The sequence below is a fragment of the Bradyrhizobium sp. USDA 4341 genome (assembly GCF_054063755.1).
The window spans coordinates 4,363,480-4,379,073 of record NZ_JBSSGO010000002.1; the positions used below are offsets into that span (position 1 = coordinate 4,363,480).

Consider the following 15,594-nt stretch of genomic DNA (forward strand, 5'->3'; position numbering starts at 1 on the left):
TTCAACCAGAGATGTGTATTACCCAACGATAGTCACTAGGATCTGGACTTTGGCTGGTTAATGGCACCGTTGAGATCATCGGGTGCCTTACGGTCGATTTGGCTCCTTACGGAGATCGTTGCCCGCGCATGCCAATCCAAGGCCGGAAGAGGGGCTTTGAATGGTGGGAAGATCGGCGGTTTCATGAGCGGCTCCGAAGCGCGCTCGTCGGCTGCATTGTCATCGCGCGAGCTCCTGCTGCACTCTCTTCACGCTTGCATCCAGGTTCATCTTGAGTTTGTCCGCATCGAGCCCGATCTTGCGCACCTCATCCATAGCGACCGCCTCAAGATCCTTCGCCAGCTCTTCGAAGAATGCCTGATCCGCTTGCAGGTCGGCGATTACTGCGTCGCGCCGCCTAACCGAGATCGCCTCTTGCCCGCGCTCCCGCCAGAAGTTGTGCGCGAGGTAATCCCGCCGCCGCTTCGCCTCGTCGACGCGCTTTTCAAGCGCCGCATCGAGCTGAAGGAACTCCTTGATACCGCCTTTTCGGCTGATGAGCTGGCCGAATGTCTTAGCGTGCTGTTCGGCGAGATATTCCTCGAGTTTGTGAGCCATCGTGTACTGGTCGTAGATCGGCTTCCCGGCTTTCTTCGATTCCTCGTACATCCGCTTCACGAAATCCGCCGTGAGGATCAGGTTGGCCAGGACGCCCTCGACATTGCAGCCATGCGAGAACGTCAGCCCGAAGTGGGCATACACGTCCTTCATATCGTCCTCGTCCCTGATGAGCCACCAAAAGACACGCCACAGCCAGCGCATTGTCTGATCCCGGAAAGCGTGAAAGCCGCGGAACCCTACACCAGAACGCGAGAGACTAAAATGTCCCATCCTCGAGGCGTTTCATGGCCGGACTATTCGGATTTTGACCTTTATCCCTTTGACGGGTCTTTAGTCCACGGCCCTCGCGATACTTGCGAAGGCTTACCTTGTATTTCTATTCCGCAGCTGCAGCGGGAATGAGCGCGCTTCGCAGGCTTGAAATGATCTCAAAGGCTAGTTCGCGCGCCATGACAGGTGGGACAGCATTTCCTATCTGCCGAAATGCGAGATTCATCGTTCCGGCAAAGACAAAACCGTCCGGAAACGATTGAAGTCGCGCGGCCTCGCGAACCGTGATTACCCGCGCCTGGTCGCTGTCGTAGTGAATGTGCGTATAGGTATCCTTTCCGATGTGCGCCGTAAGCGACCGAACGGGACCGTTCGCCCGCAATTTCCACCACCGGTTCGGAAATTTGCTCGGGTCGTACGGCGGCACCATCGAATCGCGAAGGGATCGCCACTCCGCGCTCTTGGGTGACAGTTTACGACGGCTCGCGGCGGCTATCTGGTTTCTCGCTACTCGGCATTAGGGGTTGGTGCCCCTTGCACCTCAACCGATTGGCTCGATCCGAGCACTGCAGTCCAATGTGCAACGAGCGCAGCTATGGCCATCAACGTTAGAACAGCGAACACGGTCGGCTCTAGTCCGGGAAGTACGGTGCCGTTTGCAACACAAGGATCCGGAAGGTCTTTCATGAAATCGGTGCAAATGCGGGCCGGGTCGTTAATTGTCTTGGCGAGCACGGTCCAATCGAAGAGTCCAACGGGTTTTTTACTGCCGTCGTTCAACATCACTGTTGCCGTGACAAATGCGTGCCAAAAGAAGATCAGCGCGATCGCCGGGATGATTGAGAATATCGAAAGCATGGCGCCTTGGTAAATCCTGCCTTCGCGCGAACCGGTATCGATGTCTTCGAAACCGACAATTGGAATGCGTCGATGCCAGAGAGGGCCACCGCGCAACGCAAAAAAGCGCCCGATGCACGACGCGGCGAACAACAGTATTGTGCAGATCGGAATCGCGATCATGGCGGCAGGCGTCTTGTTGGAGACGACAAGTTTTGCTCCGAAAATCTCATTGCCGCCCTGGACCACGATCCACGTATTGAGCGCGAGGTAAAGCAGCACCGCGCTCACGACGAACCATATTTTTGCGATTTGAGCCTGGGTCACATGATCCCCGCCGACATGAGAGCGGACTGCCGTTAGACTTCTAGTGAGAGATTTCGGCTGTTCCGGTAAGGGCGGTCCCATTATCGGAAAAGCGCAAAGTTACGGGTGTTTGCCCCGCCTTCACGAGGACCGGGCGCACATCGTAGTGCAAGGACAGCTCCTGATCGGGAACGCGGACCTCGCCGCGAAGTTCCGGAATAAAGGGTGCGGCGCTGAAAGCGATTGTGTTCACCAAGGGGGCAATCGGAGCGCAAGCGATATCCATGTTATAGCTCGACAAAATAATATCACGCGGAGCTGGACGTATTTGCGCGACGAGACCAGACGTTCGCAGCTTCAAATCATACCCCAAACTGCCCTCCTCGGCTTTGGTGTGATGAGCCTCCGCGGTCACGTCAAGGTTCTGGTTCGGCAGAGTGACGGAGACACGTTTGCTTTGGCCCCATGGAGCCTGACAGGCAAGGTGTCCTACGATGTCTAGGGGCGTGAAGTGAATATGAGTATCAGCACTTCCCTGCCCTCCGAGCAAAAGTGACAACTTGGCGCTATCGAGCTTTGGAGTGAATACCGCACTTTGGACACAAGCCGTGAGCGAGGCCGAACCGGTGCCGAAGCTGCCATCGATATTTGCGAAGTTTCCAGTATGCGCGATGGCATCGACAACACCCTTGCCGCTTTCACACGCGAGCTTCAGGGCCGTTTTCTCCGTCTCGCAAGCCGCCTTGTTAGCAGCATAAATTGAGTTCTGAGTAGCTTTTGCGGCCTCGCATACGGGATCGTTGGTGTGGATCCAACAGCCACCGACGAAGGGGCGACTAATACATCCGCCGCAGCTACGCTCGTCGTGAGGCTGATCGCAACGCTTCGAGGGAGTGCAATCGATGAGGCTCGCCGCCGGGAGATTGACTTTTTTCTCGAACTCCTGCTTCGGGATGTCGGTAGAAGCTGTCAGACAAAGATGGGATTGCAGGAATGCAGAATTTAGAATGATGGCGATGAGGGATTTGGACACAGCCACCGTAGTGTGCTTGGGCCAGTCGGCGATGCCGAGACTATCCTTTACTCGCTGGTCCACGAGTTCTTTCAGATCCTTGAACCCGGCTCCGCCAGTTTGAGGACCTGACGAAGGCTTGGGATCGGTGGGGAACGCCAGTTTGACAACCCCGATGATCCGGTTGCGATCAATCAACCATGCGATGGCTGCGACGCGCGCGGGAGAGGAAATGGGGTTGCCGGTGACTTTCACTTCGATTTTCGTTTGGCCTGAGGTTGAGGCCTGGAAGGAGTGATTTGCCGACTCCGCCGGGAGAGGACTGATCGGGACGGAGATCCGCGTAAATTCGAGATGGCTCAATCCTCCAGAGACCCGATCCGCATAACCATTCAGCCAGCTGACGATGGAGTCGGCCGCACCGGTCATATCGGCCGTATCTTTTCCGAGAAGTTGACCGAGTTCACCAGTATCCACGGTGATTTTGTCGACCTTGATATTGCGGAAGACAGGCAGAAGCCGGAAGACGATCGCGGTAACCTGATCCTTTGTCGCGCCTTCGGTCGCGCTTTCGACGGCGATACCGAACGAGATACGTCCAACCACATGAGGATGCAGCTTGTCGAACAGAGCTTTCAGCGTGGGGCGGCTGTCCGGGATGATCTTGCCATCGACAATGCGATCGAGGGTCATGGAGATGTCGAGGACATCATTGTCTCCAGACAGCTTGATTTCGGTGATGCCAGCGGCTTGGACTTCGGAACGCGCGAGCACCAAAGCCCGAAGGTCGTCAAACGCGACACCGATACCGACGTTGACATCGGCAGTCGAGCGAAGCGTATCGAGAGCGGTCTTGATCGCGCGCTGGCTCTGTTGATCCGCGGTGACGGCAGGATATTTGGTGTTTACGAGGTCTTCGAGCGGGCCGCAGCGAGCGCTGTCGATCATGGCACCCAACATCATAGAAGTGATTGCCACGATCAGTGCCGCGCGCTGCGACATTCGTTCGCGCTTGGACCGCGAAAGGTTATCGCAACAAGCACTCAATATGAATGACAACACTGGCACGTCTCCTCAATGAGCTTTCGAAATACATCAATGACCAAAAATGGACGGTCGGCGGTACCATCTATAGTTGAACTATCTTTATGACATTGCGCCAACGGACAATGGCATTTTCCCGCACCTCATGAAGAATTCTGTTGAAACACAAGAGCCGCTGGCCTTGACCGTCCGCGCGCTCCGAAGGCGCCTGCCGACCACTCTGTTCGGTCGCTCTTCCGATGGATGCGTTGCCGTGGTCACGGCTTTCGTTTTCGCCGTCGTTCCGATGTCAGGGGCTTGACATCTTGTTCTTGTTTTGTTCTAATAAAGCGTGGAAACCGTCCTTCGGCTGGCGGCAACACGAGATCCGTAAGTTGAAGCGCGCTCGGCAACCGCAAGTCTTTCCCGATTATCCGCGCTGGAGCGGCGGAGGAATCCTGTGAAAAAGCGCGAGATCGACAGCTGCGCTCGTGATCTCCCGCCTCGTCGCCGCAAAAGTCCGTTTGTTGTTGACGGCGATACGAGCTCGGCTTCCAAACGCCAACCAGCACCAGCCTTAGGCCGCACATGAGGCGGTTGATGTCCGCGCGGAAAATCGCCGCTGCATTTGAAGCTGGTTTCGGTGGAAAAGCCGATGCTGGTGCTCACAACCTTCGACCGGGATGTGGAAATCGCGGTACAGCCGCATGCGTGTCGGCTCGCCGGATCACCTTTGGTGCCGGCAAGCCTGGGGGAGCGACGAAGGAGACGACTCATGAGTTTCAGAGCAAACGCGGCCGGTGCCGGTCATGAGCCCATCCTTCGATGCCCCAACTGCAACCACGAAATTCCGCTAACCGAATCTCTTGCGGCTCCGCTTTTGGCTGAGACCCGGCAACGCTTCCAGGAACAGCTGGCCAACAAGGATGCTGAGGTGTCGCGCAAGACCGAGGCGCTGCGGCTGGAGCGTGAGCAGCTCGCCAGGGACCGTGAGCATGTTGAGGAACAGGTTTCGAACCGCCTGGCCGCCGAGCGCGGCCAACTGGTCGCCGCGGAAGCCAAGAAGGCCCGCGAGGCGGCGGCCGCTGACCTCCTCGCAAAGGAAGCCGAGGCGATCGAGCTCCGGAGGACCTTGGAGGTCAACAATGCCAAGCTTGCCGAGGCACAGCAACAACAGGCGGAGGTGATGCGTCGGCAGCGCGCCCTGGATGAAGAAAAGCGCGAACTCGATCTAACTGTCGAAAAACGCGTTCAGGCGTCGATCGATCAGATTCAGACCAAAGCCCGCCAGGAAGCTGATGAAGCCGCTCGGCTGCGCGTCGCGGAAAAAGATCAGACGATCGAGTCGATGGCTCGCACGATCGAGGAACTGAAGCGCAAAGCTGAGCAAGGCTCTCAGCAGTCACAGGGCGAAGTGCTTGAGCTTGAGCTCGAGGTACTGCTGCGTGGGCGTTTTCCGACCGACTTGGTCGAAGCTGTCGGCAAAGGCGAGCTGGGTGCCGATGTTGTCCAGCAAGTCAATGGTTCGATCGGTCAAGCCGCCGGCATCATCCTTTGGGAGTCCAAACGCACCAAAGCGTGGAGCGATGGGTGGTTGGCGAAGTTGCGCGACGACCAGCGGCGTTGTGGGGCCGACGTTGCCCTTATCATTTCCCAGGCTCTTCCGAAGCACATCGAGCATTTTGATCTAGTCGACGGGGTATGGGTCGCTCATCCGCGCTATGCTCTCCCGGTTGCTGTCGCTCTTCGTCAGACCCTTATCGAGGTCGGCGGGTCGCGCCTAGCGCAGCAAGGACAACAGACCAAGATGGAACAGGTCTATCAATATCTAACCGGCATCAAGTTCCGGCAGAGGGTGGAAGCTGTTGTTGAGAAATTCCACGACATGCGCGAGGATCTCGACAAGGAGCGCAAGTTTATGGGCAGGCAGTGGGCCAAGCGCGAGACGCAAATCCTGTCGGTGATCGAGTCTACAGTGGGCATGGTCGGCGACCTGCAGGCAATTGCCGGCAAAGCCATGCCGGAGATTCCAAGCCTCGATATGCCGCTACTGGAGAGCTCGGCTGAGACGGAACGAAGGGCTGGATGATGGCCTGGGAAGCCGCGAACCTTTCTACCCTGCCTTCGAACGCGCGGGAATTTTCGGAATGGCAGTCGTAGCATCCTGACGTCGTGCTGCGCAGCAGCGCCAGCAACGCGAAAGGCGGCTCTCCAACAACGCCGTTGTCCGAAGTCGGAATCTTAAGGCGGCGATCAGGATTGAGGATACGCGCTCCACGTCGAAGACCGCATAAGCAAGATGCAATATCGACTGCTCCGGTTGTCCAAACTTTTATTGCACGCTCACCGAGCAAATCTGGTGAGATTTGCGCTGTCCCGTGATACCTTTGGCACGGGGAGGAAACGATGCCGACAACCGTTCCATTCGCTTTTAGCGACACGTCTACCTTCGATCAAAACGTCACGGATTTCTCAGCCGAGCTCGCAAAGCTAGATGCCGTCGCCGGTCCCATTCTGGCGGGCGCGCTCCCCGCCTTGTCCAACGGCGAACAAGACAAAGGCGACTTGCTCGACACCCTTGAGGCAGCTCTCTCGAGCCCGCCCGCCACTGCGACACCCAGCGCCGCCCCCAGCCAGCCCGCTTCGCCGCCGCCGAGCCCGGCAACAATAGTTGCTGCGCCAATCCAATGGTTCCTCGAGGGGCTGGAGATCGAAGGCTTTCGCGGCATCAACAACGAAGGCGCGCCGCTCGCGCTGAAATTCAAGCCCGATTGCGTCAGCTCCATTACCGCGCCAAACGGCGTCGGCAAGAGCTCGATCTACGATGCATTGAGCTTTGCCTTCCGGGGCAAGATCGACAAGTTGGACCGGCTGCTTCAGGCCGAACGGCCGCAAGACTATTACCTGAACCGGTTTCACCCGGCCGGCCGCGGCACAGTCAAGTTGACCCTGCGGCCCGACAATGGCGGAGCCGCGGTCACGATAACGGTCACCCGCAACGCAGCAGGCCAAAGGAGTGTGTCCGGGCACCCAGATGCCGGAGCCCTTCTCGCCGAGCTCAACCGCGAATCCGTCCTTCTCGATGGACAAACGTTTCAGAGCTTCATGGATGAGACGGCGTTGAACCGGGGCCGCTCCTTTTCGGGTCTGCTGGGTCTTGCCCGCTATTCCACCCTTCGCCAGCAGCTGCAGCAACTAAGCCACACGCGATCCTTCAACTCGCACTTCGATACAAGCGCGCAAGCTGCCAAGAAGGTCGCCGCCGACCGGTCCATCGTCGCGGCGCGAAAAGCCATTGAGACGGACTACGAAGCCCTCGTCCTTGAAAAAATCGCGCCGCAGGCCCCTGCCGCCGATTCGCAAGCGCGATGCCACGCGGCCTTGGCGGCCATACCCACGTTGTCGCCGCACTGCGACGGCAAAACCTTCATGCAGATCAGCGGCGCCGATTGCCACGCGGCCGTGAACGCCGCTGAAGGCGGTCCCGATAAAGCGCGCCTCGCCTCCCTCATACAAACCGAAGAGCGATGGAAGACGGCGAATAAAGCCACGCCCACCAACGGTGACGCCGAGATACTGCACGGCCTTGCACGTACGCGCGAGGATGCCCTTGCCGGGACTGCGGGAGAACCGCTGCAGCGGCTCTACAAGGTCAGCGACGAAGTTATGTCTGGGGCCGAATGGGCGTCGCCGACCCTCTGCCCGACCTGCGGTGTGCAACACGACACCTCGGTGCTCGACCACGTGCGTGAGAAGCTCGGCCAATATGATGCTGTCGAAACGGCAACCGCAGCCGTGGATACGGAATGGTCGGCCAAAGGCTAGTCAGACCTGGATGAGCTCGAAAAGCTCGTGCTCGGGGAGGACGAGGCCCTCCTTCTCGCGCGTCTGAAACGTTCCGGCGAGGAAGGGACCATCGCGAGCGCGGAAATCACCGCGCTTGCCTCACACATCGCGACGATGCGGGCCAAGGCGGAAGAGGAGATAAAAAGGCTCGCATCCGAAAGTGCCACCCTTTCTAGAAGGATGCCGCCCTCGCTGGTGACAGTTACACGGGCCATTGAAGCAGCGCAGCGCCTGCAGACAAACTGGGCCACTCTCGAGTCAGCCGGAAGGGAGGCGACCGAGCTCGCCGCGCGCGGCCAACGCACGGCACGGCTGAAATCCTTTCTCGACCAGTCAAGCGCGGTGTTCGCGCAGGCCGAGTCCGGAATGGCCGCGACCCGCCTCGCAAGGGTTGAACCGCTGTGTCAGGACCTGTTCCATCAAATCATGTTCAGCCCCGTAACGCCGATCCTTCGAAAACCGCCGGGAACGGAAGATCTAACGATCGGCCTGGCAACCTTCTGGACCCTTCACGACGTCTCGGCGCAAGCACTGCTGTCGGAGAGCTACCGGAACGCATTTGCCGTTTCCGTTTACCTGGCGGCAGCCTCCCTCTACGGCGGCGCGCCGCGTTTCATAGTGCTGGACGATGTCACATCGAGCTTCGATGCCGGGCACCAGCATCACCTTGTTGAAGTCATCCGAACACGCTTTGCGCGGCCGCTTCAGGCGAATGGGCCACAAGTGATCTTGCTGAGCCACGATACGTTGCTGGAGAAGCTGTTCAACAAGCACTCCGGCTCGCCGGACTGGTCGCACCAAAGGCTCGAAGGAACGGCGCACACGGCCGTGCTACTGCAGTCGGGCGCGGTCAACAAGGTGCGCGATGCAACGAACACCCTGCTGAACCAAGGACGCGTGGACGATGCCGCGCCCCGGCTGCGGCAATATCTCGAATATGTCCTACAAACGGTTATCGACAAGTGCCGCATTCCCGCTCCGCCGGATCTCGCGTTTGGCGACGATAAGCGCACACCGGGCGAATACCTGAACGCCATCAAGGCCGCGGTGGAGCTTGAGGATCGGGCCGACAGCCTTATCCTTGAACCGGCCCAGAAGCAGGCCTTGCAAATGCGCTCAGCCACTATCATCGGCAACTTCGTATCCCATTGGGCAACGGGGCAAACGACGGCGTTCTCCGCGCCCGCTCCGCTCGGCGTGATGCAGGCGATCGAAAGCTATCAGGATTGCTTCAAGTATGAGCCAACGCCTGGAGTTCAAAAGCGGTTCTATGCGACACTCCACAGCCGCTAACCGGCGCGGCGATTTTCTTTTCTGCTTCGGGGACTCGAGTGGCGATGGACAAACGATCCGCCCAGATTGCGACGATCTGCGAATGCATCGACCACCGCTTTGCATTCACGATATGGTGTGAAGACCTCGTCAAATTCTTCGATGAAGAAGACATCGTTGGGGTTCTGGACAGAGGCGCCGAACTGATGGCCGAGGCAACACGCCTGATGAGCTTTGTGGCCTTGCGAAAGCTCGATGATTTCCTTCGAGGGGCCAAGTCAAAACCAGATGACTTGGTTGCGGGCGACTTTGGCATCGACGTTCCGGGTGTGCTGGCCGGTGTGGCCGAGACGTTTCTGACCAGGAACGAGCACGAGAACGTCAACAAGGGCGTTGCCCATCTTACCGAGAACTTGGCGCTTGACGACGACAGCGAGGTCGACCTTCAGGAAATTCTCATCCGCCTACTGCCCGCGCTTGAACGTCTGGCATCGGGACTTCGCACCGCCGACACATCGCAAGAGGCAAGCCAGTGGCTTGACAAAACTGAGGCGCTCATCGAGCGCGTGCATTCACTCCACGCGCGCCAAGCTTAACTCTCGCGCTTTGCACAGGTCCTCATTTTGCGGCCACCAGGAGTGATTTTAAAGAACTCGAGCAGCGGCATCAAAACAACGCCGTACGGAAAAAAGACACGGGCTGCGTTGAAGCTCTGGCAGCGCAAGCGCGGTTATGCAAGACAAGAATGCCAAGAAGCACAGAATCGAGATACGATGCCAACTGAATTCGCCCCACGGCTTCCGCTTGATCCGCCGGCAGCGAAGCGCCACCGCGGTATCGTCGTCGCGATCGGCAATAACCAATTGCGGACGACGCCGGTCTTTGACGCCTATTGGGAGTTCGCGGCCGAGCGGCAGCGGATCTTCTTCCGCCGGCTCGAAGGGATGTCCGGTGCGCTCACGACCGATCCGGTCCTGAAGCTGTTCAAATTCACCAACGCCTATCGGGCCTCTGACCGCGTGAGCCAGTACCTCCTGCGCAATGTCATCTACCGACCCGACCTGCCGTCTGATGCGTGCAACGTCTTCTTTCGCACGATCCTCTTCAAACTCTTCAACAAGATCGAGACGTGGCAGCATTTGGAGGCGGCCGTCGGCAAGATCACGTGGGAAGAGTTTGACTTCGCGCGTTACGACAAGCTGTTGACGAACCGGATGACGTCGGGAAAGACCATTTACTCGGCCGCGTACATCATGCCCTCCGGCGGCGGCGTCTTCGGTCACAAGCTCAAGCATCGCAATCACCTTCGGATGATCGAGCATCTTTTCGGCGAGCGGTATCCGGAAAGGCTGTCTGACTGCAAAACAATGACTGATGCCTTCGCCCTTTTGCGGACGGTGCCCTACATGGGACCGTTCCTCGCCTATCAGTACGTGACCGACTTTAACTACAGCGAGCTGACCAATTTCGGAGAAGACGAGTTCGTTATGGCAGGGCCGGGTGCACTGGATGGCATTTCGAAATGCTTCCTAGGTGCGGACACGGTGAAATCCTCCGACGTCATTCGCTACATGTTCGATCATCAAGAGGAGCATTTTGAGAGGCTCGACATCGATTTTCCGAAGCTTTGGAGCCGCCGCCTTCAGCTTATCGACTGTCAAAACCTTTTTTGCGAGATTTCAAAATACGCGCGTGTGGCATTCCCCGACTATGCGGGCGTAGCGGGCAGGACGCGCATCAAGCAGAAATACCAGCCCACCGGCCCGCTGCCCGAGCCGTTCTATCCGCCGAAGTGGAAGATCGCTGCTCGATAGGGCGCCGTATCACGTGACCATGTCACGTATATCGGCAATGGCCGTTGCGGTGCAGGTGACCCTGTTTGTATCCCGGCTGAAGGCGATTTTGTAATCGACGGCCTTCAGCTTCCATGCGCGCTGCTGAACAGATCTTGTCGCCTTGACGTAGACGAGGTTGCCGGCGCCGAGCCGCACCTCGATTTCAGACCAGAGCTCGGTAGATTTCTGGTCCAATCCCAGCGCATCGAGAACGGCGCGCTTGGCGGCTGCGGTTTCGGCATACCGGTTATCCCGCATCGCCCACTCTCGTTCGGCAGCTCCGACCACCGGATCGCTCGCGTGCATGCTCAATTCCGCCGAACCCATGCCGAGGCCGACGCTGATGCCCTGAACGCCGGGGCAAACGGTTGGAGAAAAGGAAAGGGTCCGGCGGTCGAGATCGATATGCACCGTGCCTTGCTTTTCATTGGAAAGCTGGAAGAACATATCGCAGCCGTCGTAGATCGCGTCTTCCCATTCCCAGAACGTATTTTTGGCGACCTCGAGTCCATCGACATAGGCGCGGAGCGTCTTTAACAGCTTGAAATTGATCAGAGTACGTTCGGGGAACAAGCGCGTCGGCGTGCCGACGACACACCGGCCGGCGGCTTTGGCCTGGCGATCGCCCTCCGAGTGAATGGCCTTGATCACCAACTCCTCGACGACCTTGGCGCGGCCACCATCTTCCACTTCATCAACCTTGTCATCGCGGCTTTTGCGCTTGCGCTTCATTAACCCACGGACGACCGGAGACCAGCCAAGGTGTCCGATGAACGCCAGATGGATGGCGTCGTGAAACCGATATCCGTCGTCCTCGTAATAGTTATCCGTCAGATCATCGCCGAGCGGCTTGCCCTCAAAATACATCCGGGATTTCTGTGGGCCGATGCGCACAAAGGCAACATCGAGCTGGCGCGGGAACTGTTCCTTTGCGTCGCGATCCGCATCATGCAGCGGCGTCGGCGCGCCGCGCTCCGACCGGAACTGTACCTTCCGGCAGTTCGATGCAATAACTTCATCGAGCGAAAGGTGATAAAGGCTCGCGATTGCCGAAAGATGCCAGGCGACACCGCCAAGAATAATCGTCGACTCCCTATTTGCCACGTTCGTATGCAGTGCAGCTTCGGAAGCAGGCAGCACGGCCCGCATTAGTTCGGCGCCGTGCTGCCAGAGAAGCGCAAGGCACACTTCGAGTAAGACGCGGCCATCCGTTCGTGCGGTCTTGTAGGCAAGCCGCTGGTAGTCATCGAAGGTATAGCCCTGCGCGGGCGGAAATGCAGCGGCGCCGTCAAGAAAAGCTTGCCTGTTGGCGGGATCAAGCGAACGCTCGATCATGTGGGCGCGGTCGTCGCTGCCGCCGATCTCGGCGCGCATCGCCGTAATGTTGTGGGAAAGAATATCGACATAGCCGCCGCCGATCACCTGCGCGGCCGAGTAGCAATACCAGAACGAGTCGCCCAGCTCCTCCGTGATCTCGTCGTTGGGCTGGTCCCAATGCGGCCCCTCGCCCCCTTCAGACAAGATCTTCTTCTTGACCGCCGCGACCAGCGAGCCGATCTCGCTCACCAAACCGTAGAGTGCGATCGATCGCTGTTCATCGACGGGCTTGCCCGCAAATTGCTTGGTCTTCTCGACGAAGGCGGCGTAATCGAGCGGCTTCATGCACTGACCGCCTTAGCTTTGGCGGCCTTCTTCGCGCGGGGCTTTTTCGCGCCGATAAATTGCCAATGGGCGGGCTCGCCGATGTAGCCGCGCTGCGGCAAGGTCTGGAGCCATGCCATCACCTGCGCGATCTGCTCGTCGGTGAAGATGCAGCGGTGTCCCGGCCCTTTTTTGAGCACAAAAGAGAGATGATCGGGAATCTTGATGCCGAGCCGACCCCAATAGGCGAATTCGCGGCTGACCAGCACCCGGTCGGTGGTGCCGGTATCGCGGTGGAGATCGCCGAGAGAAAGGCTTCCGTCTTCAAGACTATGAAAGGAGTCCTCCTGGACGAACTCCTCGCCGCCGTCACGGTGATAGATGTTGTCGCCGTAGCGCAGAACGGTCGAGCCACTCATCACCGCCTTCTTGCGGCGGAAGCGGCGATCTTGCCAGTAATCATCGAAGCCTATGACCTCGTCAACCCGCATCCAGTAGCAGAGATGGCCGGTTAGCTTCGGATCGACGGCGCCGGTGCCGAGGATATAATCGCCCACCTTGGCGATCTTGCGGATCTGCGGCTTGCAGCACGCAAGTGTGCAGACGCCGTGAAAGGGATTGGGTGCAAAGCCGAGATCGTGCTCGATGACGTAGGAGAAAAGGGTCATGACGCTTTCGCTTTTTCGTCGACGCACAGGTTGCGCTCCGTCTTAGGCTTGGGCAGGGGCTGACCGTTGGGTCCTTCAAAACAGTGCTGGTCTTCTTCCGTAACAACGACGCGGAATTTCTCGGCATCGGGGCCGATGATCGAGTAAGCGTATTTGTTCATGGCGTCCGACGGCTGGGCGTCAGGCGCTGCGTCTTCGGGCCACACGCAAACGGCGCGGCGCCCGCCCCGCTGCGTCGTCGCGAGGTCTGTCTCAAGAGCCGGATCGGTGCAGGTGTCGGCCGAGGCCAGGATCACCACGATCTCGTCTTCGCAGTCGGAATCGGGCTCGTCGACGGCATCGACCACCTCGATCTCATCACCAGCCATACCCGCGTCTTCGGCAAGACGCTTGATCTGCTCGATCTCTTGGTCCGTTAGGTTCCGGCCAAGTATCGTGATACGACGCATAATCGTCTCCATAAACTCTTGGGTTGCGACCCGGCAAGATATAAATGATCCCGTATTGGGAGCGTGGATTATTTTGATCTTGCGGTCAACAAAAAAGCTCCCAAAATGGGAGCTAGGAGATTGTTATGAGATTCGTGGGGCAAACCGAGGTGGCGGCGTTTCTGGCCGGCTCGCCTGCTTACGATAATACCGTCAAAGCCTGGGTCGCGGAGATGAAGTCGGGGCAATGGGACTCGGCGCCGGCGCTTGCTGCCGATTTCCAACACGTCGACGTGTCGGCATTGCCGTGGGTGGCCTTCTACCTGCTGCCTTCGGCGCTCCGCATCCGCACCTTGATCGATTTCCGCATCGGCGTTGTCATGCTGTTGGCAATCGATTTATCCGCCGCCCGGCACCGGATCCAACCGCAACCCTGGAATAGAGCATCGTGACCATCAAGCCGATCCGCAATGCTTCCGATCTGTCGGCGACGAAGACTCGCCTCGCTAGCTTGCTGGCAAAGAATTCGGGCGAGTTCGATGACGAGATCGAGGTCCTGACGACCTTGATCGAGCAGTATGAAGAAAAGTTCGCGCGGGTTGATGCACCGGACCCAATTGCAGCGATCAAATTTCGAATGGAAGAAAAAGGGCTCACTTCCCGTCAGCTGGAACCGTTTATCGGATCAAGGGCGCGAGTATCCGAAGTTCTCACTGGCAAACGGAGCTTGTCGATCGACATGATTCGTTCGCTTCACGAGGGGTTAGGAATTCCGTACGCCTCGCTAATTGCACGGACGAGAAAAACTGAAAGCGTCGACGAGATCTCCGGCAGCGCGATCCGGCATTTAAATACGCTTGGTTTCTCGCTCGACAGAGGGGAAATATCCCACTTCATCCCGGCCTCGCTTCAGCAAACCGTACCATCAGCCCTGCTTCGCAAGACCCGTACGCAACGAGCGTCCTCAAAGACTGATCAAGGCGCGCTCTTACTTTGGCAGGCTGCTGTCTTGCAACGCGCGGAAGCCTTGACGCTCACCAACATATTCGATCGATCTGAATTCAGCCGAGCAACCTTGCGGAGACTCGCGAAGCTAAGCTCCAAGATAGATGGAATAAAGCGTGCACTCGACAGCCTTTTGAATCTAGGCATTGCCGTGATCGTGATGCCCTCGCTCCCCGGCACGTTCCTCGATGGCGCGGCGATGGTCACATCGACGAATGCACCGGTCGTCGGTCTTACGCTACGCTATGATCGGACAGATAATTTTTGGTTCACACTCCTCCATGAGCTCTCCCATATCTGTCTCCACTACGAAGTCTTGGTTGATGGACATACGACCTTCGTGGACGACATGGAGATTATCAGTGACGATGTACGAGAGCAGCAAGCGGACGCACTAGCCCAAGAGTCTCTGATTCCTTCTTCGATCCTGGAGCAAGTCGTCTGGAGCCCGGATTCGAGCGTCGATGATATCACGACGGTATCGGCGCGAGCGCTAGTTCCTGTAGCCGTGGTGGCCGGCCGTTGGCAGCGGGATCACCAGAATTACAAGAAATTTTCCAGGTTGATTGACCGTAGCTCGGTTCGCGCTCTGCTGTTACCCGGCAAGGCCGCAGATGGCTCTTAAAGAACCACCATCAAAAGTCGAACGCGCCTTTCGATCTTGTGTCACGCCAAGTGCCACATGCCGAACGCGGCCAGTCTCTTGCCACCTAGTTGGAGACAATCTTCGTACCCTAGTTGCGAATATTCATAAGATCGCAAGCTTCCTTGCGTTGGGCGCCGTCATTGTTGACGATATAGCGAACCGTGCGGGTGTGCGCATCGATCCAGAAGAACAGATCAATCCGTCG

14 protein-coding genes are annotated in these 15,594 nt (G+C 58.1%); 7 read left to right on the plus strand and 7 right to left on the minus strand.

The genetic code is table 11. From position 1 onward, the window contains the following. Positions 1-219: 219 nt before the first annotated feature. The 4 genes from ACVIGB_RS26690 to ACVIGB_RS26705 form a co-directional block, all read right to left on the minus strand. Complete coding sequence (locus tag ACVIGB_RS26690; RefSeq protein WP_456720384.1) at positions 220-801, minus strand: hypothetical protein; 582 nt, start codon at positions 799-801, stop codon at positions 220-222. A 175-nt stretch (positions 802-976) separates the two neighbouring features. Further along, the gene (locus ACVIGB_RS26695; protein ID WP_456720383.1) at positions 977-1,300 is read right to left on the minus strand and encodes a DNA cytosine methyltransferase; all 324 of its coding nucleotides are present in this window, start codon (positions 1,298-1,300) and stop codon (positions 977-979) included. Positions 1,301-1,377: 77 nt separating this feature from the next. Further along, complete coding sequence (locus tag ACVIGB_RS26700) at positions 1,378-2,034, minus strand: hypothetical protein (RefSeq protein ID WP_456720382.1); 657 nt, start codon at positions 2,032-2,034, stop codon at positions 1,378-1,380. A gap of 40 nt (positions 2,035-2,074) precedes the next feature. After that, entirely contained in the window at positions 2,075-4,027 is a 1,953-nt protein-coding gene (locus ACVIGB_RS26705) for a hypothetical protein (protein WP_456720381.1), read from the minus strand. A 796-nt stretch (positions 4,028-4,823) separates the two neighbouring features. On the opposite strand from ACVIGB_RS26705, the gene ACVIGB_RS26710 reads away from it, so the two are divergent. From ACVIGB_RS26710 to ACVIGB_RS26730, 5 genes are all read left to right on the plus strand, one after another. Beyond that, the gene (locus ACVIGB_RS26710) at positions 4,824-6,137 is read left to right on the plus strand and encodes a DUF2130 domain-containing protein (protein WP_456725071.1); all 1,314 of its coding nucleotides are present in this window, start codon (positions 4,824-4,826) and stop codon (positions 6,135-6,137) included. A gap of 317 nt (positions 6,138-6,454) precedes the next feature. Next, positions 6,455-7,873, plus strand: a complete 1,419-nt coding sequence (locus ACVIGB_RS26715; RefSeq protein ID WP_456720380.1) for an ATP-binding protein — start codon at positions 6,455-6,457, stop codon at positions 7,871-7,873. A gap of 27 nt (positions 7,874-7,900) precedes the next feature. Further along, positions 7,901-9,187 (plus strand): hypothetical protein, encoded by a 1,287-nt coding sequence (locus ACVIGB_RS26720; RefSeq protein ID WP_456720379.1) that lies wholly within the window; start codon positions 7,901-7,903, stop codon positions 9,185-9,187. Between the two features lie 38 nt (positions 9,188-9,225). Then, positions 9,226-9,762, plus strand: coding sequence for a hypothetical protein (locus ACVIGB_RS26725; RefSeq protein WP_456749239.1), 537 nt, complete (start codon positions 9,226-9,228; stop codon positions 9,760-9,762). Between the two features lie 108 nt (positions 9,763-9,870). Then, the gene (locus tag ACVIGB_RS26730) at positions 9,871-10,980 is read left to right on the plus strand and encodes a nucleotide kinase domain-containing protein (RefSeq protein ID WP_456720377.1); all 1,110 of its coding nucleotides are present in this window, start codon (positions 9,871-9,873) and stop codon (positions 10,978-10,980) included. A 9-nt stretch (positions 10,981-10,989) separates the two neighbouring features. Here the strand turns inward: ACVIGB_RS26730 and ACVIGB_RS26735 are convergent, their stop codons facing one another. The 3 genes from ACVIGB_RS26735 to ACVIGB_RS26745 are packed head-to-tail and all read right to left on the minus strand — an operon-like array spanning position 10,990 to position 13,759. Then, the gene (locus ACVIGB_RS26735; protein WP_456720376.1) at positions 10,990-12,663 is read right to left on the minus strand and encodes a hypothetical protein; all 1,674 of its coding nucleotides are present in this window, start codon (positions 12,661-12,663) and stop codon (positions 10,990-10,992) included. Next, positions 12,660-13,310, minus strand: a complete 651-nt coding sequence (locus tag ACVIGB_RS26740) for an Nmad2 family putative nucleotide modification protein (RefSeq protein WP_456720375.1) — start codon at positions 13,308-13,310, stop codon at positions 12,660-12,662. The genes ACVIGB_RS26735 and ACVIGB_RS26740 overlap by 4 nt, the downstream gene beginning before the upstream one ends. After that, on the minus strand, positions 13,307-13,759 hold the full coding sequence (locus ACVIGB_RS26745; RefSeq protein WP_456720374.1) for a hypothetical protein: 453 nt from the start codon (positions 13,757-13,759) through the stop codon (positions 13,307-13,309). Before ACVIGB_RS26745 ends, ACVIGB_RS26740 begins: the two co-directional genes overlap by 4 nt. Positions 13,760-13,884: 125 nt before the next feature. Between ACVIGB_RS26745 and ACVIGB_RS26750 the strand changes: the two genes are divergently transcribed. Together ACVIGB_RS26750 and ACVIGB_RS26755 are read left to right on the plus strand one after the other, a co-directional pair. Then, entirely contained in the window at positions 13,885-14,190 is a 306-nt protein-coding gene (locus ACVIGB_RS26750) for a hypothetical protein (protein WP_456720373.1), read from the plus strand. After that, on the plus strand, positions 14,187-15,368 hold the full coding sequence (locus ACVIGB_RS26755) for an ImmA/IrrE family metallo-endopeptidase (RefSeq protein WP_456720372.1): 1,182 nt from the start codon (positions 14,187-14,189) through the stop codon (positions 15,366-15,368). Before ACVIGB_RS26750 ends, ACVIGB_RS26755 begins: the two co-directional genes overlap by 4 nt. Positions 15,369-15,594: the final 226 nt, after the last annotated feature.

Excerpts from the sequence above, each read along its gene's own strand:
- ACVIGB_RS26690 (WP_456720384.1), bottom strand. The coding sequence starts at position 801 with ATGCGCTGGCTGTGGCGTGTCTTTTGGTGGCTCATCAGGGACGAGGAC.
- ACVIGB_RS26695 (WP_456720383.1), bottom strand. The coding sequence starts at position 1,300 with ATGGTGCCGCCGTACGACCCGAGCAAATTTCCGAACCGGTGGTGGAAA.
- ACVIGB_RS26705 (WP_456720381.1), bottom strand. The coding sequence starts at position 4,027 with ATGTCGCAGCGCGCGGCACTGATCGTGGCAATCACTTCTATGATGTTG.
- ACVIGB_RS26710 (WP_456725071.1), top strand. The coding sequence starts at position 4,824 with ATGAGTTTCAGAGCAAACGCGGCCGGTGCCGGTCATGAGCCCATCCTT.
- ACVIGB_RS26715 (WP_456720380.1), top strand. The coding sequence starts at position 6,455 with ATGCCGACAACCGTTCCATTCGCTTTTAGCGACACGTCTACCTTCGAT.
- ACVIGB_RS26735 (WP_456720376.1), bottom strand. The coding sequence starts at position 12,663 with ATGAAGCCGCTCGATTACGCCGCCTTCGTCGAGAAGACCAAGCAATTT.
- ACVIGB_RS26740 (WP_456720375.1), bottom strand. The coding sequence starts at position 13,310 with ATGACCCTTTTCTCCTACGTCATCGAGCACGATCTCGGCTTTGCACCC.
- ACVIGB_RS26745 (WP_456720374.1), bottom strand. The coding sequence starts at position 13,759 with ATGCGTCGTATCACGATACTTGGCCGGAACCTAACGGACCAAGAGATC.
- ACVIGB_RS26750 (WP_456720373.1), top strand. The coding sequence starts at position 13,885 with ATGAGATTCGTGGGGCAAACCGAGGTGGCGGCGTTTCTGGCCGGCTCG.